Source organism: Aneurinibacillus thermoaerophilus, assembly GCF_019603355.1.
Taxonomy (GTDB): Bacteria; Bacillota; Bacilli; order Aneurinibacillales; family Aneurinibacillaceae; genus Aneurinibacillus; species Aneurinibacillus thermoaerophilus.
In genome coordinates, this window is record NZ_CP080764.1 from 1,839,226 (window position 1) to 1,865,476 (window position 26,251).

Sequence of the window (26,251 nt, forward strand, 5' to 3'; positions counted from 1 at the left end):
CGATCCTTTTCTATGTAATCATCTAGTTTTCTCATCTTTTATTATAAATGAAATGTGAGCGAAACAAAGCCGAGTTCAATAAAATTTCAGGGATATTTCCCCATTTGATTGTCTTGTAAATCACAATTCCAACAAAAAAACTGTAAAACACAGCTACGACCGCTGATTCAGTCGAAATAAAAATCCCGCTGTAAATTCCGCATTCATCAAAATGAACAAATGTTTACAGGAGCTAGTTTTACGATTTGTTTAATGACAAAAAATTATTAATATAAATAATTTTTACAATATTTTGTTGATTAAAGTTTATTAAGTATATATAATCAAACATAAAGCAATAAAAAATGAATTTGTACTTTTTTATTTATAGATGATATTGCAAAACTAACATAAAAATTCAATATTATGAATAAGTACGCACAACTGACAGTGGAAATAGTAGCGATTTTTACCATACCAACGAGGCTACTCAAAAGAGAGTTTGTTCTTTAGGCAGCAGAATACATGCTCAATTTCTTTTTCAAGTACACGCCGTGGCTTCGAATCCTTCTATTATTGGATACAAAGTTTGATGACAGAACATCAAAAGACAGAAGTTATTGTCGGTTTAGAACCTACTGGGCATTATTGGTTAACACTAGCTGCTTTTTTACGAAATCGTAAGATTTCGATCGTCGTTGTTAATCCTATGCATGTAAAAAAGTCAAAAGAATTAGATGATAATTCGCCAACAAAGAACGATCCGAAGGATGCGCGTGTGATTGCACAACTCGTGAAAGATGGGCGATACTCTGTACCTTATTTCCCGAATGGTGTATACGCCGAGTTGCGGGAAGCTGTGAAAATAAGAGACGATATCTCTTGCGAGATTCAGCGTATTCAAGGAAACATTCATAACTGGTTAGATCGCTACTTTCCAGAGTTTCTGGAGGTATTTGCAAGCTGGGAAGACAAAGCAGCTTTAGAAACGCTTAAACACTTTCCTTTGCCTCAAGATATCATCGAAGCAGGCTCTTCCGTCATTCTGTCTGTATGGCAGAATAAGATGAAGAGAGGATTACGGCCCGTACGGGCCGTTGAACTTGTGGAACAAGCTAGGCATTCTATTGGCTTGCATGAAGGTGCCAAAATGGCTCAATTGGAACTAAAAACATTGCTCATGAGCTATGAACTAAAGGAACAATTACTTAATCAAGTTATGAAAGAGAGCGAAGAGCTACTGGCTCATATCCCAGGGGTTCAAGAGATTCTAACAATCCCTGGAATGGGAATAACCACCGTGGCGGGTTTTTTTGCCGAAGTTGGAGATTTGTCGCGATACCAGCATCCTCGACAACTTCAAAAATTATCCAGATTGAGTTTGAAAGAAAATCGTTCTGGAAAATATCGTGGAAAAACACAGATTACTAAGCGAGGACGTCCTCGGCTTCGTACTTTACTCTATCGAGTCATTCGACCAATGGTGCTCGTAAATCCAGCTTTTCAAGCACTGCATACCTACTATACGACACGCCAGGAAAATCCATTACGCAAGCAACAATCGTTGATTGCCTTATGTTGTCGTTTACTTCGTATCATATTTGTGCTTGTACGTAAACAAATCGCTCGGGAAAAACGCTAAATATGTCAACCATCAAGCGTTGGACCGACGAAGGCTATCTCGAAGAAGTGATTGACGAACGTGAACGGTTTTGGGCACTAAAGCTGAAGCAGGGAAAAAAAACGCAACCTCTACTCCGTGTCCATCGTTTTTTCTTTTTTGTATGAAAAAAGATATATCGCTCCTCTCTATGATATATTGGACGAAGTAATGTATACTGACGGAGACGAAATGCTGTACGCAGTTGTAACAGATGTGCGAATGAGCGAGGGCCGCTTCTTATATAAAATCCAGTTAGAAGATTACACGGTATTGCAGGATATAGACGAAAAAGCACTGGCAGGTGTACAAGAACATGGTCAAAATTGAAATGAAAAATACAAATGAAAATATTTTGGTTGCAAGAAAATTTCGAGATAAGAACAAATACAATGTAGAAAATTTTAATCTTTATTTCAGCGAAGATAACAGTACCATTATTATTGAAGGGAACAAACTGCTGATTCCCTGCAAAAAGTTTCCCCTCCCTAACATAAAAATAAAAGGCTTGCTTCATCCGCGCGGCGAAGAATTCGAACTTGTAGACGGAGAAAAGGGAAAAACAGTAAATCTTCATTTGGATGCCGAATTGGTAAAAGAGATTAACGCGATTCGAAGCTATGTCAAAAGTAAAACGCAGCATGAAGCTCTGCTTGAAGTGTTTAAGAAAGGATTGGAACAGTACAAAAAAGAACAGGGCGGAACAGAATAGCGATGAAGCACCCCCGTCGAGCAAACGAGGAAACACTCGCGAGGTGTGTTTCAAACATTGCTTTTTCCATGTGGAGCGTGTGGGACGGAGAAAGATCAACAATGGTCTCCTTCCTCAAAGTACCTAGATGTTTTGCCGATTCGACTGAAGAGCCACAAAGCGGCCGTTTGGCTTTTTTGAGGAAAAAGAGCGAACAGCAACACCCGCGAGTGCTTCTTATCATGTAGAATCAGCCACCGCTAACGGGTGGAATGAATGCTACTTCGTCGCCGTCTTGCAACGGGTTCGCAAAGGCGGCAAATTCCTGATTCACCGCGACCATTGCGGCTGGAATCCGGGAGGCAAGCGACGGATATTGTTCGGCAAGCCACCTTTTCACGTCTTCCGTGGTCATTCCTTCCTGCCACGTCATTTCGATCGTTTCTTTGCCTGCCTCTTCCGCCATGGCTGCAAAAAGTTTGATCGTAATCAAGCGTCTTTTCCTCCAATCTCCGGTTTTCCGGTCGGGTATGGTGTGATTTCTTTTTGATCACCAATCCATTCTTCCCCATCTTCCCAATGCTCTTTTTTCCAAATCGGGACGATTTCTTTCATTCGTTCGATGGCGTAACGAGAATATTCGTAAGAATCCGCTCGGTGCGGAGTCGCAACTGCAATGGTGACAGCGATATCGCTAATGTCGAGCCGCCCGATGCGATGGGTAATAGCGACGCGGGCCTCCGGGCACTTCTCCTGAATTTCGCGGCCGATTCGTTCCAGTTGTTTCTCCGCCATTTCTTTGTAAGCAGCATATTCAAGATACAGTGTTTTTTTACCTTTCGTTAGTTCACGCACGGTACCGACGAATAAATTAACGGCACCGCAGTTCGGATGAATCACTTTGCGCATGACCTGCTCTACAGATATCGTATCTTCCACAATTTCAAACAGCTTCAATCCGTTTCTCCTCCAAGATAAAGTAACACTTCCTTCATCAGGCCGGTTACATCATTTATGTGATACTGTGGACATGAAATGTTGGGAAGGGGTTCCCAGGCGGCAACCATAAGCACAGATGTAACATTCTCCAATAACTCTGTATGTTCCGGATGCCGGAGAACGACGATTTTCGGATAATCGGCCCATTTATATCCCTCAATAAACACCACATCCATATCTTCATACATCGGGAGCAATTCTTCAATGGAGCGCCGTTCCTGAATCATGATCGCCGTTTTGGCGGCAGAGGTAATGGATACAATGCACGCACCCGCTTCCCTGTGTTGCCATGTGTCCTTGCCCGGTTTATCCACATCAAAATCGTGGGCGTCATGCTTAATAGTTCCGACTTTATAGCCACATGCGGTCAGCCTAGCGATCAGTTTGACAAGCAATGTCGTCTTCCCGCTGCCTGAATAACCGACAACCTGTAATACGTGCGGCCTGTGTTGCGTCATAATGCTCTCCCCTTATTCTCCCGCATTGTACGGTAGCAATAGAATCGTAGCTTTATCCCCTCTGCTTATGCCGCTTCCTCCCGGCGGGATACGAAGCAGACAATTCGCGTCGGTGATATTGGTCACGACACCGGATTTATCCTGACCAACCGGGTAGACGACTATTTTTCCGTCTTCTACCGTCCAGGAACTGCGGACGTACCGCGTGAACGAAGATGGCTTTTTCATATCGAGCCCCATTGTCGCTTCGATTTCAGGTAAAGTCACTTGTTTTTTCCCTTGCATCGTCTGCAACAGCGGACGGACAAACAGCTCGAATCCGACGAAACAAGCGCCTGGATTACCGGAAAGCCCGAAGATGAATTTATCCTTATAGCGAACCGCTGACGTTACGCTGCCCGGGCGCATCGCGATTTTGTTGAACAAAAGTTCTGCTTTCAAACGTTGAAAAACTTCGACCATAATATCAAAATCGCCGACTGACACGCCGCCGGACGTAATCAGTATATCGGTTTCCTCCAGAATGGAAAGCACCGTTTCTACCGCTTTATCCGGGTTATCTTCAAGGTTGCCATATAATACGGGAATGCCTCCTGCCTGACGAACTTGGCTTGCCGTCATATAGCTATTACTGTTGCGAATTTTTCCGTAGCGCAGCGGCTCCTCCGGCTGCAAAAGTTCCGAGCCGGTGGCCAGAATCCCAATTTTCGGCTGGCAATATACAGGCACCTGTGCATAACCGAACGTGGCAAGTAGGGCCATCTCTCCCGGACCGATGCGTTTGCCGGCCTCAATAAGCAAATCGCCTGTTTTCGCCTCTTCTCCCAATTGAATAACATTCTCACCAGGTTTCATTTCCTTTTTAATACCAACGATTTTTTTCGTTGGCGCTTCGTTTTCCGTTGTCATCTCAAACATAATAACACAGTCGGCTCCTTTTGGAATGGCGGCGCCGGTCATAATGCGTGCGGCCTGTCTTTTTCCGACAAAAAAAGCTGGCTCATCACCGCAGGCAATCGCTCCGACAATTTCCAGTTCAACAGGTTTGGTGATGCAAGCGCCAATGGTGTCTTCTGAGCGTACAGCAAACCCATCGTACGGAGATTTTGGGAAATGTGGCACATCATTAGTGGCACGAATCGGCTCCGCCAGCCTGCGGCCTTCGCTTTCCGTCAACGGAACAAGCTCCACGGCGCCTGTTTCGGCAAATGCAAGAATACGTTGCTGGGCTTCCGCCACCTGAATGGGTTCTCGGTGAAACCTCATGTTCTCTCTCCCTTTCGAAAATGATTGTACTCTTCCATCGTATTTACGTTATAAAAAGGATCGGCTGCAAAATAAGGCGTGGCGTCCCACTGTTTCACTCTGGATGCCTGTATCACATCGAACATACGTCGCCGTCCACTTTGCAAAAGCTTGATGACAAGCGGATATAACCTGCGGTGGTAAAGCGCACATAACGGATGCGCCCGTCCATTCCACAGCGGGAGAACGATATCAAAATCGGCACGCAACTCGTCCGACTGCGCACGCAACATTCGTAACAGTTCCAGAGTAAGCGCGGGCATATCGCACGCTACCACCAGTAATACATCGTGCTTAGATACACGCATGGCGGTCGCTATACCGCCAAGAGGTCCCTGCCCTAGTATGTCGTCTGAATATATAGGAACACTGTCTGAAATCATGGTCAACCGTTCCCGGTGATTGGACACAATTAGACAACTATTCGCCACTAAATCAAGCAATTTCCATGTCCGCTCAATGAACGTAACGCCGCTCACTGGAAGCAGCTCTTTGGGCCTTCCCATCCGCGAGCTCCGCCCGCCAGCGAGAATCACGCCTTCCATTCGCTCGCTCCTTCTCTACAAAAGTTGGTATTATTCATCTATTTTACCTTATTTACAATTTAAAAAAACGGTTGATGAAAGATAAAGAGAGCGAACGCGCAGCTTCGCTCTCTTTATCTTTCCTAGTTTCTTATATTTCCGTCAACGCTTTATCCGTTGTAATGGCTTCATACGCTTCTTCAAGGACGCTGACAAGCTGACTCATGCCAAATTCGATTTTCTCCGGAACAGAGTGCGTATAATTGAGACGGAACGTGTTATGTTTCGGTTCTTCTACATAGAACGGGGAACCCGGAACGTACGCTACGCCTTTTTCAATCGCTTTAGGAAGCAGCGATTTCGTATTGATTTTCTCATGCAGAGAAACCCAGAAGAACATGCCTCCCTGCGGAACGACATACTCGAGACCAGGCAAGTCTAATCTTTGCAGCTGGTTAAGCATGGCATGCATTCTTTCTTTGTAAACGGCGCGCAATACCGCAATATGCCCGTTCAAATCAAAATCGCGCAGCAAATAATACAGGGCCTGCTGGTCGATGGAACTGGAATGAAGATCAGCAGCTTGCTTGGCTTGCGCCATCATTCGGATGATCTGATAGGGCCCCATTACCCAGCCAGTGCGCAAGGCGGGCACGACCGTTTTGGAAAACGTGCTCGTATACAGTACCGTTTCACCGTTATCAAGCGCAGCAATGGGTGTGTAATTGGCCGCTTCATCGAATTGAATTTCTCCGTACGGATCATCTTCAAAAATAATGACATTATATTTTTTCGCAAGGCGCAACAGGTGTTCGCGGCGCTCAAGCGACCATACTTTGCCGCTCGGATTGGAAAATGTCGGCACAACATATACGAATTTCGGCAGATGAGTTTTCATTTTTTTCTCTAGGTCTTCCGGCAACATACCGAACGCGTCCGATTCAACCGGAATGACCTGTGCTTCGTACGATTGGAATACCTGAAGCGCCGCTAGATATGTAGGATTCTCCGTAAGAATAATGTCGCCCGGGTTCAGCATAATGCGGGCGAACAAGTCAATCGCTTGCTGGGAACCGGTTGTAAGCAAAATATTTTGCGTATCCATACGAATGTTCTTGCGCTGCGCCATCCGTTCCGCAATCGCTTCGCGCAACAGAATAAACCCTTCGGTTAAACCATATTGCAGCGAATGTTTTCCGCTCTCAAATACCCGCTTATATGCTTCTTCTACCGCTTCAAGCGGAAACAAATCATCATCGGGCAATCCACCAGCGAACGAGATGATGTTCCCTTGGTCAATAACTTTTAAAATATCCCGGACCGCGGATGATTGGAAGTTCCGGGTTCGTTGTGCAAATGCGTATTTCATAATCCAGCCACCTCGATATGCTTTGCTTTTTAAAATATTAAAAATACATTATACCTTTTGAGCGAGATTGGCAAGACCTTACGCTATTTTTCTTCCAGATTTTTTGGAATAGACGGATAAAATGCGTTCGCTTGCAAAGCCGTTCTTCAGGCAGAACACCCAAAACATCCAAGTAGTCCAATGTTGGAGATAGCCCATGTTTTTTCCGTTTTTCAAACGGTTTTGCTGAAACGAAAAAGCAAACTTCACTTTTATCAAAATTAGCCAAGCACGATTCCGCCTGGATCTAAAGTATATAATATCTTCAATTCCTCTTGTGTCGGCTCAGGGAGGTAACTCCAATTCGGATCAATATCAATGGCAAAACCGCTGTTCTCCTGCACTTGCTCCAGTTTCACTCCTTCGTATAAGTGCAAAAGAGTCAATCGACGCGTTTCTTTGGGAAAACCGTAAACACCTAACTGCGTCACCACGCGGTACGGCCCCGTATCCGCGGGCAATCCTCGGCTCTCACGTGCACCTGGACCGTCAAAGTATCCCGGACTGGTGATAAAATCGAGTTTGGGCGTAAATTTTCTTTTATCCTGCTTCATTAAAATAATCGTTCTCCAGCAGAAGGAAGCGATATCCGCTCCGCCACCGGAACCGGGAAGTCTGACTTTCGGATTTTCCCAGCTTCCAATCACCGTTGTATTTAAATTTCCATAAGGATCAATTTCCGCTCCCCCAAGAAACCCATACTCGACAAAACCCGCCTGTGCGAGGCTCATTACATAATCCATGGAACCGACAATAATTCCGTTCTGAAACGTCAACGACTCACTCACCTGAATGGGCAATCTTCCGGTCGGCTGGCCCCCGACTCCGCCTCCCTCATAGATAGTAAGCAGGCCCGGTGCATGCGTCCGCTGGGCCAAGACCGCAGATAAAAGCGGCATTCCCGTTCCAACAAATACACTTTTATTGTTTTCCAATAATCTTGAAGAAGCAACGATCATCCGTTCCATATCTGTTGCCATAGCTCTTACCTCCTTTTCGCTACCGGCGGATAATCCGCAATTCCTTTCTCAATATGCTCCAGTTCACGCAGTACGCGCAGACCCCCGATTCGCTCCAAGTACTCATAGTGGTCTTTTGTGCCCCGGATATACGTGTTGAGATACTCTTCCACACCTTCATCGGTCAACGACGCGTCCAGCCATTCCTGCCAGTGTATTTCATCAAAGGAATACAGATATGGAACCTGGTTCGGATGAGAACCGTACGGCACTTCAACGACTGAATCCACTACAAAATAAGGGATTTTCGTATGGTCAGGACGCTTTCGAATTTCATCCGTTGCCACAATTTTTTCCGTCGTGACAATAACGTGCTTGGCAGCATGGGCCAGTTCGAAATCTTCTGTGATATTGCCGTCAATTTGACAGTTACCATATTTATCCGCACGATGGACATGCAGAATCACAACATCGGGATAGCAGGCAGGAATCAATTCCACCGGCCTTCCAGTAAACGGGTCTTGTATGCGTACAGAACCACTGTAGTGCAGCGTGTCGGTGCCGATTGCCGTGCGTGTGGGATAAAACGACAGGCCCTTCATAGCAGCCGTAAAACGCCATTGGAAGGCGGCATTTGTTGTCTCAGAAATGACCTTTAACTTTCCACTTTCTACTGCCGCACGAGCTGGACGGGACAGTCCTCTAATTTCATCCCCGAAGCCATAGGCCACTTCCGCTTTTGAAACTAGTCCGGCGGCTGTTAACAAATTCCAGTCATGCTGAGAACCTTTGGCTCCTACTGTCAAATCGCCGATCCCCTGTCGAATTATTTCGTAGACGGCAGCCATAGGGGTACGCACGGAACCCATACCGCCAAAGACAATATAGCTTCCCGGTTTGACACCCCAGCTTATCGCTTCTCGTAACGTTGTTCTTTTGTCGCGCAGTTCTACCGATTTATGCTGACGTCGGTATGCCCGTATCTCATCCGGGTCCGCCCATCCAAACAGGTAGGGGTTTACTTGTGTTGCTTCGCTTGTCATCAGCGATCTCATCTCCTTACTTAAACCATTCAGCCCATTATTTTTGATAATCTGGCTTTACGAATCCTTCAAATTCTTTATCTGTAATTTCTTTAAATTCAGATGATTTGTAAGCTTCAACTAAATCTTTCACAAACATTTTATCTTTGTCTTCTGTTCTAACTGTTAATACGATCATGTAGTGAGGTGGCGTTTTTTCCAACGCAACCGCTTCTTTAAGCTTTAATCCGGATGCGATGGCAAAGTTTCCGTTAATAAATGCGTAATCGGCGTCATCAAGCGAACGTGGAAGTTGGGCCGCCTCCAGCGGAAGAATAGTAAGTTTTTTAATGTTTTGTGCAATATCTTTTTCAGAGGCTTTGGTTGGATCGATCCCTTCTTTCAGCTTAATCCAGCCAAACTGGTCAAGCATGGTTAAAGCTCGTGCCTGATTTACTGGATCGTTCGGCAGTGTAACCGTTGCCCCTTCCTGAATATCATTCAATGACTTATGTTTCCTAGAATATAGCCCTATCGGCGCTGTCGGCACTTCAAGCACCCCTGTAAGATGCAAGTTATGGTCTTGCGCAAACTTTTTCAAGTATAGTGGATTTTGAAATACGTTGGCATCCAGCGAACCTTCGGCCAACGCTTTGTTTGGCTGCACATAATCACTGAACTCAACCACTTCAATTTTATACCCTTTCTTCTCAAGAATCGGTTTAATCCCTTTGTTAATCTGATCGCTGTATGGTCCTGCTGTAGCACCGATTTTCAATTCCTTTTTCTCTCCGTTTGCTTTACCGGCTGCAGCTGTTTCTTCCTTCGCCGAGCCGCAAGCTGATGCAATCATTGAAAAAATGAGAATAAGCGCCATAATGAATACAGACTTTGTTTTCACCGGAAATCCTCCTCAACAAGTTATATACTTTCTGAATCCAGCCCATCCCTTACACGTCTACATGAAATCTATGTACCGACAATATTTTTTTACTCTTTCACCTCCTGAATGAATAAAAAAATTGGCCTCTTGTTACACAAGAGGCCGACGGATGATGAAAAGTTGTCACATCGCACCTCCTTATCTTTCAGGACATAAATCCTGTTGGAATTGGCACCGTTTGGATGTAGTCTCCAATGGTTGCCGAGGTTTCACCGGGCCAGTCCCTCCACCTCTCTAGATAAGAAAGTAAGTATTCAAAGCAGTTTACTTTGTATTATTTTATTACTACAATTCCAATTAGTCAACTAAGTTTAATTACATGATATACAAATTTTATCTTCCTATCTTTGTGCCGCGATTTCTTCCATAATGTGATCAGGCAAAATCAACTGCTCGATGCCAAGCATATCGGCCACTTCGTCCCGGCTGTAACCGCGCAGCATCTTCTGCACAACAAACGTGTTGCGCAGTTTTTGCGCATGGATGTGCAGCCCCGCTTTTTTGCCGAGCGTGTTCAGAATAAATTGGATGCTGCGCGGGCTCATTCTTTCCCCCTGCCGTGATGTAAACACAAACGGTGAATCCCCGCTGACTTCTTTGTATGCCCGTAAAAATCTGGCTTCGTGCGCCGTGAGGACAACCCGTCGTATATTTCCAAGCGAAATGCCGATAATTGTGCTGTCATTTTCCCATATGATTTCGTTCCACAATAAATTCGACGCCTCCTGAATTCGCAGCCCTCCCCATAGAAACAGCGAGATAAGCGCCATGTTGCGCAAATAGATCTCCTGCTTATTTTTCGCGGCCGCATCCTGTTCGACGGTACGAAGCAAAAAGTCCACTTCCTCATCCGTTAAATAGAACGCCTGCTCCTCCTTTTTATCCGGTCGCCGCTTCAGTTTAGCGCACGGATCAATGCCAATTACACCTTTAAGCCATAAAAAATGAAAGTAGGATTTGAGCGCCGATATTTTTTTGTTAACGGTCGACACCTGACGCCCTGCTTTCAATTCTTCTTCGATAAATTGGGTTACTGTCGAGTAACCGATTTGATGCAATTCCATATGGGGATGCACCCTGCCAAGCCAGGCGAAAAAGATGGTCATTTCCATCATATAAGAATGAATCGTTAAATCAGCTCTCATCTGCTCGATCAGATATTGTTCGTACTCATCGTGGTAGCTGAAGCGATAGTTCATAGCACTCCCTCCTTCTTTTTTGGTGTGTTTGGTTTATGGTTTGTTATTTTATACGCAGTATTTTTATACATTAATTTTATTGAATCTTCTTCCTTTTCTCAAGCTTTTTTAGCCGAGAATTTACCGCAGCTTTCATACAGACTATTAATAAAAGTAAAACGCCAGCAGAAAATCTTTAATGACGCCGGAGAAGAGGAGTACATATAACGGATGTGCTTTATCACAGCAACGCAACGAAGGCAGCAGAAAAAAGAAAGAGCACGGGGCAACATTTCCGCGCTCTTTTATTATGCTTATTCATCTTTATATCGTCATATTTTCATAAATGACTGACAGCCCCATGCCACCAGCCATACAAAGCGTTACCATACCATACTTCACACCTGAACGCAGCATCTCATTCATCAGCGTGACCGTCAACTTCGCTCCGGTTGCACCCACGGGATGGCCCAGCGCAATAGCGCCCCCATTCACATTCACGACATCCGGGTTCAAGTCGAGCTCTTTTATTACTGCAAGCGCCTGGGCCGCAAACGCTTCGTTTAGCTCGATCCGCCCAATATCCTCTAACTTTAATCCCGCTTTCTCCAATGCCTTGCGTGTCGCCGGCACCGGGCCGATCCCCATAATATTCGGTTCCACGCCCGCGCTCGCGAAAGCTTTCACCTTTAGCAACGGTGTAAGCCCTTTTTCTTCCGCTTTTTCACGTGACATCATCAGTACGGCTGCCGCTCCGTCATTCATCGGGCAAGCGTTGCCCGCCGTAATCGTGCCGTCTTTTTTAAAGACCGGACGAAGCTGCGCCAGGCTGTCAAGATTAATATCAGCGCGAACCGACTCATCCGTCGTAAACAGCTGCACCTCTTTCCGCCCGGTCACTTTTACCGGGACAATCTCATCGTTAAAATGCCCGTTCTCAATCGCCTGCAACGCTTTTTTGTGACTATCGTACGCAAACTTATCCTGTTCTTCACGACTGATGCCGTAGCGTTCAGCTAAACGTTCTGCTGTCATGCCCATATGTTCGTTTTCAAGCGAGCAAATAAGTCCGTCTGCAAGCAGCGCATCTTCCATTTCAATGTTTCCAAATTTGCTGCCCCACCTGTTTTTCACAAGGTATGGTACATTGCTCATGCTTTCTACACCTCCGGCGATAACAACGTCTTCTTGGCCTGCCGCTATCGTAAGCGCGGCCGTCGTAATCGCTTTCAGGCCGGAGCCGCATGCTTTTATGACAACATGAGCCGGGGCGCTGCGTGGGAATCCTGTGCGCTGGGATGCAATGCGCGCAGAGTTCAATCCGCCGCCGTGCACATATCCGTGCCCAAAAATAATTTCATTAACCTCTTCTTTCTTCAGCGAAGTTTTCGTCATCAATCCTTCCAACACCTGCACACCTAGCTCAACCGCCGGCACGTCGCGCAACGATTTTCCAAACGCTCCTACAGGCGTACGTGCACCCGCTACGATCACCGCTTCTTTCATATTCTTCTTCCTCTCCTTCTTCAGCCAGTCTTATGCACCTTCTTCGTCTCCATCATAAGAAAAAAGCAGAGCGCAAGACATCCGCCGCGGCATCTGAAAATCACACAAATTTTTATACATTGTGTACAAACGCAGTACCTTTACCGCTAACACGCTTTCGTCACTACCATGATCGTTTCCTCAGTTATTCTTTGCAACCCATCGACCTTGATTTTCAACAATGATTCCGTCATTACGTTTTTGTTACCCATCCATGCCCGGCCAACCCTCTCTTCATACGATAAGAAAGGAGGTGATCGCTTGGCATACTCTATTCATGTTTCCCTTTTTGCCCACACGCTGACGCTTCAGCAAAATAATCGCGTGATCAAAACATACCCCATCGGCGTCGGAAAAATGCTCACACGTACACCTATCGGCACATTTTATATCATCAACAAAGCTCCCAATCCCGGGGGGCCGTACGGCACCATGTGGATTGGCCTTTCCAAAAAACATTACGGCATACACGGCACCAACAACCCGGCTTCCATCGGCAAAAACGTATCGAAAGGTTGCATTCGGATGCACAACCGAGACGTCAATGAACTGGCACGGATCGTCCCTATTGGAACGCCGGTATACATTCGTCCATAGTCAACTTCCCCACCTCCGCTAACACTTGGGGGTAAAGTTTCGTCCCATCGTTCAAGCGTTCCGTCCGCTTTCTTACCCACCTCCGCTAACACTTGGGGGTAAAGAGCCTATGCGGTTTGGGATAAAAAAAGCACCCTCGTCATCCAAAGGTGCTCTAAGAATAAGTTATGATTGCTTGATTAGCAATCCATCTTTATGTCCCAGCGTCGCTACGCTGGTTTTCTTTTCCTTTTCTATTTTTTATATATCTCCCTTATCACATGACCTAATTCAGGAATAATCAACTTGCTCATCGCAAGTCGCACCGCACCCGAAGAGCCCGGCATGGAGAAAATAGCTCGGTCTTTATATACGCCCGCAATTGCCCGACTCAAAATGGCCGCTGAACCGATATCTTCCGTATAACTGAGCATGCGGAAAATCTCGCCAAACCCCGGCAACTCTTTTTCTAACAAAGAAGCGACCACTTCATACGTCACATCCCGCTTCGCAATCCCTGTTCCTCCGTTCAAAAGAATAGCATGCACATCCGAAGCGGATACCGCTTCTTCGATTGCCGCCGCAATCGCATCCCGCTCGTCTTTGACAATCTGGTAGCGCACGACCGGATGGCCTGCTTCTATTAGAAATCTGCGAATAAGCTGCCCGCTTTTATCCGTTTCCTCATTTCGGGTATCGCTTACCGTAATAATCATGCAGCCGACCTGCTTCGGTGCTTCTTTTTTATGTTCCGCTACTGACACGTGGATCTTCCTCCCCTTTTCCCGTGAATACCGGCTCACGTAAACATAAGGTTTATTTTTGCAGCGCTTCCGCTACCTGCACAGCACGATTAAGGAACGTTTCGATCTCCTCACGTGTTTTGCCAGCGCGGCTTACAAAGCGAACAATCTCCCTGCCGTTCCGAAATGCGACAAAACTCGGAATACCAAAAATGTTAAGCTCTTCGGAAAGCTCGGGAAACGCATCACGATCCACGCTGATGAATGTTACCTTATCTTTATACGCCTCTTCAACTTCCGGCATAAATGGGTCAATCCGGTGGCAATCCGGGCACCAATCGGTATAAAATTTCGCAACAGTAAGCTCATCGGATTGAATCGCTTCCCGAAATTGTTCAGCTGTTTTGATTTCTTGCATAAATATTCACTCCTTGACATTGGTGTAATCGTTTTTCAAGAGAACTATCTCTTTCATTATCTTATCTTTTTCCTGCGCAAAAAAACACGAACAGCCTCTCTTTCATTTTTCTAAATTCTCTTCTTCTCTCATAACAATATTACTAGCAACTGTTACGAGGGAGGAAAATGCATGTCCAACCTTTTTGCTGAACGTTCACTCCACGAAATCCGCTTCTGGAGCCAGATTATGAAAGAACACGCCTTTTTTCTACGCCTCGGGTTTACTTCTGACCAATCACGGCTGATTCAAGAAGCAAACCAATTTTACCATATGTTCGAAAACATTGAGGAGCGCGCAGGTGCTTTTGCTGCTGATACTGACCATGAAGCGATCGCACGCTTTAATATGGAAGTGTATCAGGCGACGACCCGCCTTTGGACCTATAAGCGCAACGTGCTTGGGCTCATTCTATCCTGTAAAATCCACGCTCATCTCTTTCCATCGTTCATTGATCATATAAGCCGGGAAGCCGCCTACTTTATGAACCGGCTTGAACAATTGAATCGCGGCATGCTCGATCCGCTACCAGACACTGTGATTAATGAGAATGTTTTCTTTCTCCGCCTGATGGCCGATCATGCAAAATTTATCGCGCACATGCTCGATCCGTCGGAGCGAAACCTTATCAGCGAAGCGACCGATTTAAGCTATCAGTTCGAGCAATTGCTATTCCAGATGGTCGATCTTGAATCGATGCGCCCTGCTTCGCAAACCGCGGGCATTTTAACCCGGCTCCTTGAGGAACATCGCGAAGCCATGCAAAACATCCACGCCTTTAAACAAACGATACGTGAGTTACTGGATCTGTGCTGCCTCCGGGGCATCATACATCCGCTTTTTGCTGATCATACGTACCGGGAAGCGAACCATTTCCTTGAGCTGCTCGGACATCTGGAAGCGAGCTTGACAGCAGGACCGGAGCCCTCCGCTAAATAATGCTTTTTTCTTTTAATTCTTGAATCATCTTGTCATCATATCCTAACCCGCGCAACACTTCTTCCGTCTGCGCGCCGCGCGCAGGCGGAAAAGCTTGCGCTTCAATGTTCGCCTCAGCCAGCAAAGGATTCTTCACCTGTGTAACGGAAGGGTGCTCGTTCCAGCGCGCAAACATGCCCCGGTCAAGCAAATGCGGATCGTCCAATGCCTCTGCCAACGATAATACCGGTGTCAGACAAACGTCTTCTTCTTTAAAAATATCCATAATCTGCTCAGCTGTATATTTCTTGAAATAGGCCGTTACTTCCTTTTTAATGCACAGCTGCTTGGCAGGCTCCAAATAATCCGGCATGTGATCATCAAGTCCGGCCACTTCACAAAAGCGCTTCCAAAACTTCGCCTCAAGCGCTCCGAGAGCCATCCATTTCCCATCCTTTGTCTCATAAACATTATAGCAAGCAAGCGCCCCGGTCAGCGGATTGAACGAAGGTCTGCCACTTTCTCGGGCCGCAAGATGGTACCCCAGTGCCGGAATCATAAACGGCAACACACCATCCGTCATGGCAACATCAAGATATGTGCCTTTTCCTGTTCGCTCCCTGCCAAAAAGCGCAAGCAAAATTCCGCTAACCGCGTGTAATGTACCGGCCCCTATATCCGCGATCTGAACCGGAGGAAGCCATGGCATGGGCGTCTTTCCTGAGTGAATGCAATCATGGAGCAACCCGGTAAATCCTATATAATTCAGATCATGGCCGGCCTTTTTCGCATACGGCCCGTTCTGTCCGTATCCAGTAATCGAGCAATAAACAAGACGCGGATTTATTTCGCACAATGCCTCATAGTCCAATCCAAGCCTCCGCATAACGCCCGGACGAAATCCTTCCACCAGTATATCGGCCTTGCAGACCATCTTCCGTAAAATCTCTTTTCCCTCTTCCTGCCGCAAATCGAGCGTCATGCTTCGTTTGCCACGGTTAACGAGTTGGTAAAGCGCACCCGCACCCGCAAGCATCGGTTCCATTTCGCGCGCATAATCTCCCAATCCGGGGTCTTCAATCTTTACTACATCCGCTCCCCAATCCGCCAGATACATCGTACACAACGGCCCTGGAAGCAACCGGGTTAAATCAAGCACCTTGATTCCATGCAACGTCCGATGCATATTCTCCCTTCTCTCTATAGATTTTTTCCTTTCAAATAAAAAAATAGCACACTAAGGTGCTATTGGCTATTCACTAACCCACAGTTCTACAACTTCGACTCTCGGAATTTTCTCACCAGGTTTTGGGTTTTGCTTCAACACAGTCCCTTTTTTAAAGAACGAAGATTCAAGATAATATTTATAACGCAAGCCCGATTCACTTAGCTTCTGGCTGGCTTCCTGAAGGGATAGACCTTCTACGTCCGGCACCTCTACTCCCGCTTTATTTTCTTCCGACTGCTGTCCGCCTGTCTCTTGGGAAATCGTTTCAACCGATTTAGCCGAACTCGGTTTATCGTTTTGTGCAAATGCGAACGCCACTACACAAACGATTGCTACCAGCGCAACCGCAGCCAAGCGTTTAGGCGACAGGCCTGGAACCTTGCGTTTTTTCGCTTCTACGTGGGCGCGCGTTTTTAGCGGAGCTGAAAGCAGCCCATGCGATGTTGTATTCTTTCCCTCTTCCTGCACAGAAAAAGGACGAAGGCCCGCTTGTGTCTTTTTAATATAATGATAAAGAGATGTAATATCTTCCAGCGTTTGCGCCAGCATTCTTTCATACTGTTCTGCCCTATTCTTCTGTTCACGACGCCAGATCGCCCGGAGCGATTTGCGGATAATAAATAGATCTCCCGGATATGATAAAGACATTTCTTCAATGACTTGCTCAAGCGGTAGCTCAATCTTTACCTCGCCGAACATCATATAATGCATAAGACGAAACATATCGCTAATTTCACGGCCGACGGCTTCTTCAGATACAGCCCAGCTATTGATCACTTTCACTTCTCCAGTTTCCGTTAACCAAAGATTATTTTTAGTAAAAAGCAACCCCCGGCCTTTCGTTTGGCTGGCCTCTTGCAAAATTTGCACAAACTGGCGAGCCATACCAAGCGCCTCCTTCAAAGACAGTGCACGCGACTTGGCCGCCGTGCCAAGCAGCAGGCCCGGGATGTATTCCAAGACGACAAACGCTTCGTTTTCCGTCTCCCCTCGATCCAGGATTTGCAGAACGGATGAGCCGTGCATCATGCATTCCGGGTACGACGATCTGCGCGGAAAAATATAGAGAAGAACATCGCGCTTTAAAATTTTATCGTGCCCGCGGTGAAGCTGCCCTATTTCATCCTCGTGCAGCAGCATATCCGGCACATAACGCTCGTACAATCCTTTTTTCATATGCAATCATACCCCTCACATCGGTTTCTCAAGCTGTCGTTCTAGTCCGTATGACTTTCTTCAAGACTGAAAAACTGTCGTATCTTTCTTGCATCACCATACACAGCACACAGTCCCCAGGTTGAATCACGGTGCTTCCTGTCGGATTTTTAATGATGTAGCTGTTTCTTTTTTATATTCATGATTTTTACATCTTGTTGTGCCAAATTCAACTCTTTTAGCGGAATAGTTATTACCTGTTTATCCTTACTTATACAGTACTAAAAAACGATGTGCAACAAACATCCTCCTACTTCATCTATATGTCTGTCTACTACCTAATATTAAAGAAGACATCTTTGGATGCAAGCGAATTTTAGTTGCATTTTGTAATAAAAATAAAAGTCTCCCTATTTTTTTCTAGGGAGACTTTTCTGTTCTATACATCATTTAGTTACTTTCCGCAGCATGGCTAAGTTTTTGAATGTAATAATCTGCTTCTTTTTTGTTGAATTGGCCTTCCCATTTGGACATGACAATGCCAGCTACCGTGTTACCCAATACGTTTACAACCGTACGTGCCATATCAAGCAAACGGTCAATACCTGCAATGAACGCCAAACCTTCCACCGGAATACCAACAGAGCCGAGCGTTGCCAGCAACACAACGAAGGATACACCCGGTACACCGGCAATCCCTTTTGATGTCAGCATCAGAACAAGCACAAATGTAATCTGTTGGGTAATAGAAAGCTCAATGCCGTACATCTGCGCGATAAAAATGCCAGCTAACGCTTGATATAGTGTACTTCCATCCAGATTAAACGAATAGCCGGTCGGGATAACAAAGGATACGATCGATTTCGGACAGCCCATTTTCTCAAGCTTTTCCATAATGCGCGGAAGTACGGTTTCGCTGCTGGAAGTGGAATAAGCCAGCAACAGTTCTTCTTTTAATACGCCCATTAAGCGGAAGATACTAATGCCTGCCCATTTTGAAATAACGCCCAATATGACAACAACAAAGAATATCATCGTGAGATACACTGTAATAAACAACTTGCCAAGCGGAATGAGAGAAGATACCCCGAACTTGGAAACTGTTACGCCAATTAACGCAAATACACCGAACGGTGCAAACCGCATAACCATATTCGTTACGTTAAACATTGTATCCGCTACCAGTTCAAAGAAATTCAATAACGGTTTGCCGCGTTCGCCAAGCTTGGCCAAACCAAGACCAAACATCACTGCAAAGAAAATAACTGCCAGCATGTCCGCTTTGGCCATGGATTCAATGATATTGGTCGGTACAATGTTAACAAGCGTTTCCGCAAAACCGTGCGCTTTTGTTTCTTCTGTTGTGTGAACATACTTACTGATATCTGTTTGAGAAAGATGAGACATGTCCACACCAACGCCGGGCTTAAAAATGTTCGCTACTAAAAGACCAATAATGATAGCGATCGTTGTTACAATTTCGAAGTAAATGATTGTTTTACCGCCGAGCTTACCAAGTTTCTTAACATCACCGACTCCAGCTACACCGACAATAAGCGTAGAAATGACAATCGGCACAACAATCATCTTAATAAGATGAATAAAAATGGTTCCGATCGGCTCAAGAATTTCTGCTACTTTCGGATTGCCATAGAAAATCGCACCCACGGCGATACCGAGGATCAGACCAAGCAGAATTTGTCCTACGAGTCCGAATTTCTTCATTTTGTCACCGCTTTCATTCAGGATTCTCAACTTTATGTTAATTATCTATAAATTAAGTGTAATCTCGATCGACAAAATCCTACATAAAAACTCATAAAAATACAGATTAAGAAAGCCTCGTGGGCATTGCCACTCACTTTTTTCCGCAACAAAGTGAAACAGCCACTTATCCACTCAAACAAAAAACGCATAAATCCATATTGTGAATTCATGCGTTCTCTTTTCATCTTATTTCATATGTGCCGGACGTGGCAACGAACCAGTCCGATGATAAATCTCGGCCAGTTCATCAATTTCTTTTTTCAATTCTTCTACAAGCTTCTCTTCCGGAATTTTGCGGGCGATTTCACCATGTTTAAACAGCAGTCCTTCTCCGCGCGCCCCGGCAATACCTATATCTGCTTCGCGTGCCTCACCCGGTCCGTTGACCGCACAGCCGAGCACCGCAACTTTAATGGGTGCCTTCACTTTTGCAATATATTCTTCAATTTCATTGGCCACAGAGATTAAATCAATCTCGATCCGCCCGCACGTCGGGCAGGAAATCAATGTTGCTGCATCAGACAAAAGGCCGAACGTCTTCAGCAGTTCACGACCCACTTTAATTTCTTCCACGGGGTCGGCACTCAGCGACACGCGCAGCGTCGATCCGATACCTTGCGCCAGCAACGCTCCGAGGCCAGCGGCGCTTTTTACCGTACCAGCAAACAATGTGCCCGCTTCCGTAATGCCGAGGTGAAGCGGATAGCGAAACGCTGCGGCCGCCTTCTGATATGCTTCGATCGCCAACGGTACATTGGAAGCTTTCAACGATACAATAATATCATGAAAATCGAGCTCTTCTAAAATTTGGATATGGTGTAGCGCGCTCTCGACCATCGCGTCAGCTGTCGGATAGCCATACTTCTCCAACAGATGCTTTTCCAAAGAACCGGCATTCACCCCGATTCGAATCGGCACGCCATGTGCTTTGCAGGCCCGGACAACTTCCTCGACCTTTTCGCGCCTTCCGATATTACCAGGGTTAATCCGCACTTTATCAATCCCATTCTCAATCGCTTTCAACGCAAGTCTATAGTCAAAATGAATATCGGATACAAGCGGAATGGAAATCTGCTTTTTAATCTCCTTAATGGCTTCCGCTGCTTCCATGTTGTTCACAGTCACACGCACAATCTGGCAGCCCGCTTCTTCAAGGCGGTAAATTTGCTCCACGGTCGCTTTTACGTCCGCGGTTTTTGTCGTGGTCATGCTCTGCACGATCACCTGATTGCTGCCGCCGATTGTCAAATTCCCTACCTTCACAGGTCTGGTTTGTGTACGATGATACATCCTTTACGTCTCCTTTTCAGGAATATATTTGTTTCTTGCCTTTTCTATCTTATCATAAAACAGAAAACGCGAGAATGTATCATCTACGGCAATAACGCTTCACACTAACAGCTTATGGTTTAGCGCATTGACCAGCTCTTCTTCAACCCCTCCTCCTTTTGTAGCCTTTTATGATTCGAACAACCGGTTGATGTCTACGCCCCGTTCCCGCAAAATCTGACGTAGCACCTGTTTGTGCTGCTGCTCAGTGTACGTATTCATCCCGAGCGTTAATGCGGCCGACATCTCAATATCGTACAAAATGTCTTCGAGTTCGCTCGTCGGTAAACTGCTGTAACGTTCATAAAGACTTTTGTGTTCGCTCATCTTCCGTTTCCCCCATGCCATATATCGTATTCGTTACCCATGTATAAACGCTATCTTTATATGTTATACAACTTCTATATATGGTGTTCGCTTGTACCGACAAGCGAGGCCACCGCCTCCGCGAGCGAACCAAAAACATAGTCCGGTTGCGGTTCTTTTCCCTTTAGATTTTCTTTACCGATATACACCGTTTTTAAACCAGCTCGATGCCCGGCTTGAATATCTGTATAAAAGTCGCCCACCATATAACTTTTAGAAGGTTCAATATTATATCGTTTTATTAAATCAAATATCATTCCCGGTTCCGGTTTACGGCAAGTACACCCTTCCTGCGGTTTATGAGTACAAGCCAAAATTTCCGCTAACATCCCACCCGCTTCTTTAATTTTTTCTTCCATATAGTTATGAATTTCAGCGAGCGCTTCCCGTTTCATGTATCCCAAACCAACACCGCCTTGGTTTGTTACGACAAACACTTTGTATCCTCGCTCATGAAGCGTGCGTATCGCCTCGAGCGCTCCCGGTATAAAAACAAACTGTCCAACATGGTTGATCGGGTGAGGATTTTCGTTAATGACCCCATCACGATCCAAAAAAAAGGCTTTTGTCATCCGTACCCCTCTTTAGATGTAAGAAAAATGATGTATTCATATGAAAATACTACAAATATATTCATCATTATGATAAATAATCGTTTCGTTTATTGATGTAGAAGCGAAACTGCAAAATATGCTCTTTTTATTGTTTCGCTTCGTGCTGGTATGTATCCTTCCAAACAGAGGAAAAAAACCGCTCCGGAGTCTGGAACGGTTCTTTATCCTTTGGTAATTTAATATAACAAACCAAACTTCCTCGCCTCGAATTCCAGTTCTTCCCTAAATTTCGGATGAGCAATTGCTAAAAGCGCTTTTGTACGCTCAGCAATGCTTTTTCCGCGCAAGGAAGCCACACCGTATTCCGTCACAATGTGATCTACATCGTTTTTTGAAGTAGTGACAACCGAGCCGAGCGTAAGCTGCGGACGAATGCGGGAGATCGAGCCATCACGCGTGGTAGAGTGCAAGCAAATAAAGCCCTTTCCGTTCTTAGCAAAACGGATTCCGCGTGCAAAGTCCGCCTGACCTCCGCTGGAACTATAATAACGTCCAGCAATCGTTTCCGAGGCGCACTGTCCCATAAAGTCCACTTCTGTCGTCGCATTGATGGAGACGATGTTATCCTCCTGTCCGATAATACGCGGGTCATTGACATAATCAACCGGCAGCATTTCTACGCTGGTATTCTCATCAATAAAATCATACAATTTCTTTGTGCCAAGCGCAAAGGTTCCGACAATTTTTCCTCTATGCGTTTTCTTTTCAATACCGTTGACGATTCCTTGCTCCGCTAGATCAACAATACCGTCCGTTATAAGCTCTGTATGAATACCGAGATTTTTATGATCTTGCAAAAACCCGATAATCGCGTTCGGAATGGCACCGATTCCTACTTGCAACGTCGCTCCGTTCGGAATCCGTTCCACCACATAGGCAGCAATTTTGCGGTCGATATCGGTCACTTCCTTTTCTTTTACCTCGTACAGCGGATAATCTACTTCAATGTAGCCAAGAATCTGGCTAATATGTATCTGATTCGATCCGAAGGTACGCGGCATGTTTGGATTCACTTCAAGGAAAAACGGTACTTTTCCAATAAAGGAAGCAACATAGTCAGCCTGCGTACCAAGCGAGAAATATCCGTGCTCATCCATCGGCGCGGCAGCGGCCAGCACGAGCGACATTTTCGTTGTTTCCCGTAATAGACGCGGTACCTCATGAAAATGATTGGGAACAAGATCGCATTCGCCAGCAAGAAACGCTTTGCGCGAGGCGCCGCTTAAGAAATACGCAACATGGCGCAAATGTTTCCGGTATTTTCCGTGAATGTAGTCGCGCTCTTTAAGCGCATGCATCTGGTGAATACGCACGTCGAACCAGCGCTCCGCATGTTTCTCAATCGTATCCAAAAGCACGAGCGGCTCACCGTTCGCGAGCGGAACAATAATGTCATCCCCGCTCTTGATGTACGCTAATACATCTTGTGGCGTTTTTCGTTTGTTCTCCAAATCAATGAACTGATCCATTCATTCAACCTCCATATATACAGTTAACTTGATATATCAGCATCGTATTTTCTTACCACAGGGCGAATATCAAAACATCAAAAACTGTACAGCGAGTATTTTTCCTTTATTCATCATAAATGCCAAAGCTTATGCAAGCAACCAATTTTCTGTTAAGAATAAGTGAAAAGTCCACCCCGCAGTTTCAGGGTGGACTTTCTTCTATACCGTTATTTTCTTTTACATGTTTTGCTTTTGCTTCGTGATTTCAGATTCCAAAACCTGCAGCTCGCCCATACCACGAATCAGCTTACGGGTATAGAGCTTTTCGGGCTGCAAAATGTTGACCATATATTCGATCGCAAGTTCCGGATCAACCGTCTCGCCACACGTGTAGCAATCGAGCGCAGCAAACCCTTTTTCCGGATATGTATGAATCGAAATATGGCTTTCAGATAATAGAACCAGTACTGTTGCCCCTTGCGGTTCGAATTGCTTCGATTGTACGGACAAAACCGTAGCACCGCAGGCCTCCGCAGCTTCAACAAGATGATGCTGCAAAAACTCCGCACTGTTCAACTTTTCAAAATCGACACCCCAAGTATCAATCGCAACATGTCTTCCGAAAGTAGAATATTCCACTTTTCGGTCCCCCCTCCTAGCAATTTTGTGTTGAAAATCTCGCTAGGACCTACGTCATTCACTATATTTCGAGGAGAAACTTCCTTGAGTGAATCCTGGTTCCTAATCTTTTCACAACAAAGAAGATAGCATGTTTCTAAAAAATTTGCAACAGTTTCTTATGGATACTTGGGAAACTTTTTACGCTTCTAATACAAACAATTGATGAGAGAGCGTAGCTAACTGACGATCCACCTCTTCCGTTGGCAAATGTGCTGCTTGGCGTTGATTGCGAAAATCGAGCAACTGATCAATATGCACCCTAAGCCATGCGATTTGATCTTCAGCGCCCTGCGCTTCGTATAGACGCTGCAAGTCTCCTACCGTATCCCGGTATTCAAAGACAAGCGTTTCGCTATCTCCTTTCCGTTCGATAATTTTCATAACTTTCCCTTCTTTGTAATGATAAATCATCGTATACGTTGGATATACCCGATAAACGACAGCGTCCCCTTTAAAGCGGCGCACAGCCTGGCGCATTTGGTTCGCCAATTTGGCGTCCCGAATAGTATACCTGCCCTCAAAAGTGTACATATTTCCGATCAGTTTAAAGGATAGGGGGATTTCTTTTTCCCTATCAAACAGTACGATTTCCTTTTCACCATTGTCATACACTCGAACTTCTGTCTCAAACTCTGCACATTGAAACATTTCGATAAAAGATTGCAACTGCCAAGTACTTAATTCAAGCACAAGCTTCTTGTATTCGGTGGCTACTCGTTGAGCCATACAAATCTCTCCCATATATTTTTTCCTATCGTAATTATTATACCGAAAAGCTATATCTATTCTCCAATCGCTTATACAATAGAAAAAGTAAGGATAGAAGAGAAACAAAAAGATAATTTCGCTAAATAGCTGTTGATTCTTGTCTATATCCGTTATATTATGAAAAATTACATTTTTGTTTACCTGACATTTATTTTACCAGTACTGCGGCATCTTCTCTTGCTGCGCTCAGCCGTTCGTCTAACACCGGGCGAAGCTTGAGTTCCGCCTGTAAGTCGTCGGCCAATGCTTTCAACGCGTACACATCCGGATTGCTGATTACGGCAGCTACATGTACTTCGCTCCCACTGCTAACTGTTTCCACCGCGTGCAAAAACCCTTCTCCACCTGATAAAAAGGAAATCAGACGAATTTTCTGACTGTCATTCGTTTGTTTTGAAAAGGTAAAGAACGCCAGCACCACTTTTTCCACACCTGTGCTTTGCTCCACGTCTTCTCTCATGAGCCCCTCTTTATCGGGTGTAAATGTCCAACCACGAACAATGTTTAACATATCTTCCACAATCGCGCTTCCTGTAGGCAGCGCTCCTGCTCCCTTTCCGGTAAATGATACATCTCCAACTACATCGCCGGTAATAAAAACACCATTGCATTCATTTTTAACTCCGGAGAGTGGATGAGCGTACGGCACCAACGTCGGCACAACCCGTAAGCAGCATCCTGCGTCCGTGCGTTCTGCGGAAGCAAGCAACTTAATACGGTATCCCAGCTTCTCACATACTTTCATCTCTTCACCGGTTATGGACGCAATTCCTTCGCGCTCCTGTTCCAGTACCGGGGTGTCGGGGCCGAAGCACAGATTAGCTATAATCTGAATTTTGTTAAATGCATCATACCCTTCTACATCCGCCGTAGGATCAGCCTCTGCAAAGCCAAATTCCTGTGCCTGTTCCAGCGCTTCTTGATATGTGAGTCCTTCTTCTTCCATCTTGGTTAAAATATAGTTGGTCGTACCGTTTAAAATACCGTATACACGCGTAATCCGGTTTGCCTTTAATAGCTGGCTTAACGCATTTAAAATTGGAATGCCGCCACCTACGCTCGCTTCGTATAGGAGCGAAACACCATTTTTGTCAGCCAGCCTGTGCAAATGTGTGCCATAGGCAGCGATCATTTCCTTATTCGCAGATACAACGTGGCACTTCCGTTCAATCGCTTGCTCGATATAACCGAGTGCGGGGGAAATCCCGCCCATCGCATCAATCACAATCTCCGGATTTTTCTCCCAAATGGTTTCGATCTCTGTAGTCAAAAGTTCCCGTTTTACTTTCACGCGGCGCGGCTTTTTAACATCGCGCACCAGAACGCCTACCACTTCAAACTTGACCCCCGCCTGCTTTTCGATTCGTGTAGCATGTGTATGTAAAATCGTCATAACTCCTGAACCGACTGTACCCAACCCAAGTAACGCAATTTTCCAAGTTTTCATAACGTATCCCTCCCAAAATCTATAACCTGCGAAATAAAAAACCCTCTTCCAGAGAAGAGGGCTGTTGGACCATATCGATC

General features: G+C 45.5%; 31 protein-coding genes and 1 riboswitch. Of the genes, 6 read left to right on the forward strand and 25 right to left on the reverse strand.

Annotated features, from left to right (window positions below):
- Nucleotides 1-31: 31 nt before the first annotated feature.
- Nucleotides 32-196, reverse strand: coding sequence for a TRAP transporter large permease subunit (locus K3F53_RS09580; protein WP_139184942.1), 165 nt, complete (start codon nucleotides 194-196; stop codon nucleotides 32-34).
- Nucleotides 197-481: 285 nt separating this feature from the next.
- On the opposite strand from K3F53_RS09580, the gene K3F53_RS09585 reads away from it, so the two are divergent.
- From K3F53_RS09585 to K3F53_RS09600, 4 genes are all read left to right on the forward strand, one after another.
- A complete protein-coding gene (locus K3F53_RS09585; protein WP_082705974.1) occupies nucleotides 482-1,621 on the forward strand; it encodes an IS110 family RNA-guided transposase in 1,140 nt (379 codons plus the stop codon).
- Nucleotides 1,622-1,623: 2 nt separating this feature from the next.
- Nucleotides 1,624-1,767, forward strand: coding sequence for a hypothetical protein (locus K3F53_RS09590; protein ID WP_156424036.1), 144 nt, complete (start codon nucleotides 1,624-1,626; stop codon nucleotides 1,765-1,767).
- A gap of 64 nt (nucleotides 1,768-1,831) precedes the next feature.
- The gene (locus K3F53_RS09595) at nucleotides 1,832-1,969 is read left to right on the forward strand and encodes a hypothetical protein (protein ID WP_220558904.1); all 138 of its coding nucleotides are present in this window, start codon (nucleotides 1,832-1,834) and stop codon (nucleotides 1,967-1,969) included.
- Nucleotides 1,956-2,351 carry a hypothetical protein gene (locus tag K3F53_RS09600; RefSeq protein ID WP_057898802.1) on the forward strand — a complete coding sequence of 132 codons (396 nt, stop codon included), beginning with the start codon at nucleotides 1,956-1,958 and terminating at the stop codon, nucleotides 2,349-2,351. The genes K3F53_RS09595 and K3F53_RS09600 overlap by 14 nt, the downstream gene beginning before the upstream one ends.
- Before the next feature lie 229 nt (nucleotides 2,352-2,580).
- On the opposite strand, the gene moaD is transcribed toward K3F53_RS09600, so the two are convergent.
- The 12 genes from moaD to K3F53_RS09660 all read right to left on the reverse strand — a co-directional run bounded on the left by moaD (nucleotide 2,581) and on the right by K3F53_RS09660 (nucleotide 12,632).
- The gene (gene moaD, locus K3F53_RS09605; protein ID WP_057898800.1) at nucleotides 2,581-2,823 is read right to left on the reverse strand and encodes a molybdopterin converting factor subunit 1; all 243 of its coding nucleotides are present in this window, start codon (nucleotides 2,821-2,823) and stop codon (nucleotides 2,581-2,583) included.
- Nucleotides 2,820-3,287 (reverse strand): molybdenum cofactor biosynthesis protein MoaE, encoded by a 468-nt coding sequence (locus K3F53_RS09610; protein WP_082705973.1) that lies wholly within the window; start codon nucleotides 3,285-3,287, stop codon nucleotides 2,820-2,822. Before K3F53_RS09610 ends, moaD begins: the two co-directional genes overlap by 4 nt.
- Complete coding sequence (gene mobB / locus K3F53_RS09615) at nucleotides 3,284-3,787, reverse strand: molybdopterin-guanine dinucleotide biosynthesis protein B (protein WP_057898799.1); 504 nt, start codon at nucleotides 3,785-3,787, stop codon at nucleotides 3,284-3,286. The genes K3F53_RS09610 and mobB overlap by 4 nt, the downstream gene beginning before the upstream one ends.
- Before the next feature lie 12 nt (nucleotides 3,788-3,799).
- A complete protein-coding gene (locus K3F53_RS09620) occupies nucleotides 3,800-5,053 on the reverse strand; it encodes a molybdopterin molybdotransferase MoeA (protein ID WP_057898798.1) in 1,254 nt (417 codons plus the stop codon).
- Nucleotides 5,050-5,637 (reverse strand): molybdenum cofactor guanylyltransferase, encoded by a 588-nt coding sequence (locus K3F53_RS09625; RefSeq protein ID WP_057898797.1) that lies wholly within the window; start codon nucleotides 5,635-5,637, stop codon nucleotides 5,050-5,052. The genes K3F53_RS09620 and K3F53_RS09625 overlap by 4 nt, the downstream gene beginning before the upstream one ends.
- 130 nt (nucleotides 5,638-5,767) lie before the next feature.
- Complete coding sequence (locus K3F53_RS09630; RefSeq protein WP_057898796.1) at nucleotides 5,768-6,985, reverse strand: aminotransferase-like domain-containing protein; 1,218 nt, start codon at nucleotides 6,983-6,985, stop codon at nucleotides 5,768-5,770.
- A gap of 37 nt (nucleotides 6,986-7,022) precedes the next feature.
- Nucleotides 7,023-7,253: a hypothetical protein gene (locus K3F53_RS09635; protein ID WP_057898795.1), complete on the reverse strand. Its 231-nt coding sequence runs from the start codon at nucleotides 7,251-7,253 to the stop codon at nucleotides 7,023-7,025.
- On the reverse strand, nucleotides 7,246-8,004 hold the full coding sequence (locus tag K3F53_RS09640; RefSeq protein WP_057898794.1) for a CoA-transferase subunit beta: 759 nt from the start codon (nucleotides 8,002-8,004) through the stop codon (nucleotides 7,246-7,248). Before K3F53_RS09640 ends, K3F53_RS09635 begins: the two co-directional genes overlap by 8 nt.
- Before the next feature lie 5 nt (nucleotides 8,005-8,009).
- Entirely contained in the window at nucleotides 8,010-9,026 is a 1,017-nt protein-coding gene (locus K3F53_RS09645; protein WP_236781841.1) for a CoA transferase subunit A, read from the reverse strand.
- Nucleotides 9,027-9,063: 37 nt separating this feature from the next.
- The gene (locus K3F53_RS09650; protein ID WP_246615623.1) at nucleotides 9,064-9,906 is read right to left on the reverse strand and encodes a MetQ/NlpA family ABC transporter substrate-binding protein; all 843 of its coding nucleotides are present in this window, start codon (nucleotides 9,904-9,906) and stop codon (nucleotides 9,064-9,066) included.
- A 177-nt stretch (nucleotides 9,907-10,083) separates the two neighbouring features.
- A riboswitch (SAM riboswitch) is annotated at nucleotides 10,084-10,193 on the reverse strand.
- 96 nt (nucleotides 10,194-10,289) lie between these two features.
- Entirely contained in the window at nucleotides 10,290-11,147 is an 858-nt protein-coding gene (locus tag K3F53_RS09655) for a tyrosine-type recombinase/integrase (protein WP_057898792.1), read from the reverse strand.
- A 303-nt stretch (nucleotides 11,148-11,450) separates the two neighbouring features.
- On the reverse strand, nucleotides 11,451-12,632 hold the full coding sequence (locus K3F53_RS09660) for a thiolase family protein (RefSeq protein WP_220558905.1): 1,182 nt from the start codon (nucleotides 12,630-12,632) through the stop codon (nucleotides 11,451-11,453).
- Nucleotides 12,633-12,800: 168 nt separating this feature from the next.
- On the opposite strand from K3F53_RS09660, the gene K3F53_RS09665 reads away from it, so the two are divergent.
- Nucleotides 12,801-13,268 carry a L,D-transpeptidase gene (locus K3F53_RS09665; protein WP_082705972.1) on the forward strand — a complete coding sequence of 156 codons (468 nt, stop codon included), beginning with the start codon at nucleotides 12,801-12,803 and terminating at the stop codon, nucleotides 13,266-13,268.
- A gap of 233 nt (nucleotides 13,269-13,501) precedes the next feature.
- On the opposite strand, the gene K3F53_RS09670 is transcribed toward K3F53_RS09665, so the two are convergent.
- Entirely contained in the window at nucleotides 13,502-14,011 is a 510-nt protein-coding gene (locus K3F53_RS09670; protein WP_057898789.1) for a MogA/MoaB family molybdenum cofactor biosynthesis protein, read from the reverse strand.
- Nucleotides 14,012-14,063: 52 nt separating this feature from the next.
- The gene (locus K3F53_RS09675; RefSeq protein WP_057898788.1) at nucleotides 14,064-14,408 is read right to left on the reverse strand and encodes a thioredoxin family protein; all 345 of its coding nucleotides are present in this window, start codon (nucleotides 14,406-14,408) and stop codon (nucleotides 14,064-14,066) included.
- Nucleotides 14,409-14,579: 171 nt separating this feature from the next.
- On the opposite strand from K3F53_RS09675, the gene K3F53_RS09680 reads away from it, so the two are divergent.
- Nucleotides 14,580-15,386 (forward strand): DUF2935 domain-containing protein, encoded by an 807-nt coding sequence (locus K3F53_RS09680; protein WP_220558906.1) that lies wholly within the window; start codon nucleotides 14,580-14,582, stop codon nucleotides 15,384-15,386.
- On the opposite strand, the gene K3F53_RS09685 is transcribed toward K3F53_RS09680, so the two are convergent.
- From K3F53_RS09685 to K3F53_RS09730, 10 genes are all read right to left on the reverse strand, one after another.
- Entirely contained in the window at nucleotides 15,379-16,551 is a 1,173-nt protein-coding gene (locus K3F53_RS09685) for a CaiB/BaiF CoA transferase family protein (protein ID WP_057898786.1), read from the reverse strand. The genes K3F53_RS09680 and K3F53_RS09685 overlap by 8 nt on opposite strands.
- Nucleotides 16,552-16,617: 66 nt before the next feature.
- Nucleotides 16,618-17,769, reverse strand: a complete 1,152-nt coding sequence (locus tag K3F53_RS09690) for a PASTA domain-containing protein (RefSeq protein ID WP_057898785.1) — start codon at nucleotides 17,767-17,769, stop codon at nucleotides 16,618-16,620.
- A gap of 429 nt (nucleotides 17,770-18,198) precedes the next feature.
- Nucleotides 18,199-19,473, reverse strand: a complete 1,275-nt coding sequence (locus K3F53_RS09695) for a cation:dicarboxylate symporter family transporter (protein ID WP_057898784.1) — start codon at nucleotides 19,471-19,473, stop codon at nucleotides 18,199-18,201.
- A gap of 228 nt (nucleotides 19,474-19,701) precedes the next feature.
- Nucleotides 19,702-20,805 (reverse strand): flavodoxin-dependent (E)-4-hydroxy-3-methylbut-2-enyl-diphosphate synthase, encoded by a 1,104-nt coding sequence (gene ispG, locus K3F53_RS09700; RefSeq protein WP_057898783.1) that lies wholly within the window; start codon nucleotides 20,803-20,805, stop codon nucleotides 19,702-19,704.
- Nucleotides 20,806-20,973: 168 nt separating this feature from the next.
- Nucleotides 20,974-21,171, reverse strand: a complete 198-nt coding sequence (locus K3F53_RS09705; protein ID WP_057898782.1) for a hypothetical protein — start codon at nucleotides 21,169-21,171, stop codon at nucleotides 20,974-20,976.
- 74 nt (nucleotides 21,172-21,245) lie between these two features.
- Complete coding sequence (locus K3F53_RS09710) at nucleotides 21,246-21,782, reverse strand: D-glycero-alpha-D-manno-heptose-1,7-bisphosphate 7-phosphatase (protein ID WP_057898781.1); 537 nt, start codon at nucleotides 21,780-21,782, stop codon at nucleotides 21,246-21,248.
- A gap of 218 nt (nucleotides 21,783-22,000) precedes the next feature.
- Nucleotides 22,001-23,293: an acetyl-CoA hydrolase/transferase family protein gene (locus K3F53_RS09715; protein WP_057898780.1), complete on the reverse strand. Its 1,293-nt coding sequence runs from the start codon at nucleotides 23,291-23,293 to the stop codon at nucleotides 22,001-22,003.
- A gap of 219 nt (nucleotides 23,294-23,512) precedes the next feature.
- Entirely contained in the window at nucleotides 23,513-23,914 is a 402-nt protein-coding gene (gene speD, locus K3F53_RS09720; RefSeq protein WP_057898779.1) for an adenosylmethionine decarboxylase, read from the reverse strand.
- A 180-nt stretch (nucleotides 23,915-24,094) separates the two neighbouring features.
- Nucleotides 24,095-24,682 (reverse strand): non-ribosomal peptide synthetase module, encoded by a 588-nt coding sequence (locus K3F53_RS09725; RefSeq protein WP_220558907.1) that lies wholly within the window; start codon nucleotides 24,680-24,682, stop codon nucleotides 24,095-24,097.
- A gap of 190 nt (nucleotides 24,683-24,872) precedes the next feature.
- Nucleotides 24,873-26,171 (reverse strand): homoserine dehydrogenase, encoded by a 1,299-nt coding sequence (locus K3F53_RS09730; protein ID WP_175493573.1) that lies wholly within the window; start codon nucleotides 26,169-26,171, stop codon nucleotides 24,873-24,875.
- Nucleotides 26,172-26,251: the final 80 nt, after the last annotated feature.

Bases quoted from the DNA above. Each gene is read 5' to 3' on its own strand.
- K3F53_RS09630 (WP_057898796.1), bottom strand. From the start codon at position 6,985: ATGAAATACGCATTTGCACAACGAACCCGGAACTTCCAATCATCCGCG.
- K3F53_RS09620 (WP_057898798.1), bottom strand. From the start codon at position 5,053: ATGAGGTTTCACCGAGAACCCATTCAGGTGGCGGAAGCCCAGCAACGT.
- K3F53_RS09690 (WP_057898785.1), bottom strand. From the start codon at position 17,769: ATGAAAAAAGGATTGTACGAGCGTTATGTGCCGGATATGCTGCTGCAC.
- K3F53_RS09710 (WP_057898781.1), bottom strand. From the start codon at position 21,782: ATGACAAAAGCCTTTTTTTTGGATCGTGATGGGGTCATTAACGAAAAT.
- K3F53_RS09725 (WP_220558907.1), bottom strand. From the start codon at position 24,682: ATGGCTCAACGAGTAGCCACCGAATACAAGAAGCTTGTGCTTGAATTA.
- K3F53_RS09595 (WP_220558904.1), top strand. From the start codon at position 1,832: ATGCTGTACGCAGTTGTAACAGATGTGCGAATGAGCGAGGGCCGCTTC.
- K3F53_RS09680 (WP_220558906.1), top strand. From the start codon at position 14,580: ATGTCCAACCTTTTTGCTGAACGTTCACTCCACGAAATCCGCTTCTGG.
- K3F53_RS09685 (WP_057898786.1), bottom strand. From the start codon at position 16,551: ATGCATCGGACGTTGCATGGAATCAAGGTGCTTGATTTAACCCGGTTG.
- K3F53_RS09590 (WP_156424036.1), top strand. From the start codon at position 1,624: ATGTCAACCATCAAGCGTTGGACCGACGAAGGCTATCTCGAAGAAGTG.
- K3F53_RS09675 (WP_057898788.1), bottom strand. From the start codon at position 14,408: ATGCAAGAAATCAAAACAGCTGAACAATTTCGGGAAGCGATTCAATCC.
- K3F53_RS09640 (WP_057898794.1), bottom strand. From the start codon at position 8,004: ATGGCAACAGATATGGAACGGATGATCGTTGCTTCTTCAAGATTATTG.
- K3F53_RS09625 (WP_057898797.1), bottom strand. From the start codon at position 5,637: ATGGAAGGCGTGATTCTCGCTGGCGGGCGGAGCTCGCGGATGGGAAGG.
- K3F53_RS09600 (WP_057898802.1), top strand. From the start codon at position 1,956: ATGGTCAAAATTGAAATGAAAAATACAAATGAAAATATTTTGGTTGCA.
- K3F53_RS09705 (WP_057898782.1), bottom strand. From the start codon at position 21,171: ATGAGCGAACACAAAAGTCTTTATGAACGTTACAGCAGTTTACCGACG.
- K3F53_RS09715 (WP_057898780.1), bottom strand. From the start codon at position 23,293: ATGGATCAGTTCATTGATTTGGAGAACAAACGAAAAACGCCACAAGAT.
- K3F53_RS09645 (WP_236781841.1), bottom strand. From the start codon at position 9,026: ATGACAAGCGAAGCAACACAAGTAAACCCCTACCTGTTTGGATGGGCG.
- K3F53_RS09730 (WP_175493573.1), bottom strand. From the start codon at position 26,171: ATGAAAACTTGGAAAATTGCGTTACTTGGGTTGGGTACAGTCGGTTCA.
- mobB (WP_057898799.1), bottom strand. From the start codon at position 3,787: ATGACGCAACACAGGCCGCACGTATTACAGGTTGTCGGTTATTCAGGC.
- K3F53_RS09665 (WP_082705972.1), top strand. From the start codon at position 12,801: ATGATCGTTTCCTCAGTTATTCTTTGCAACCCATCGACCTTGATTTTC.
- K3F53_RS09655 (WP_057898792.1), bottom strand. From the start codon at position 11,147: ATGAACTATCGCTTCAGCTACCACGATGAGTACGAACAATATCTGATC.
- ispG (WP_057898783.1), bottom strand. From the start codon at position 20,805: ATGTATCATCGTACACAAACCAGACCTGTGAAGGTAGGGAATTTGACA.
- K3F53_RS09660 (WP_220558905.1), bottom strand. From the start codon at position 12,632: ATGAAAGAAGCGGTGATCGTAGCGGGTGCACGTACGCCTGTAGGAGCG.
- K3F53_RS09695 (WP_057898784.1), bottom strand. From the start codon at position 19,473: ATGAAGAAATTCGGACTCGTAGGACAAATTCTGCTTGGTCTGATCCTC.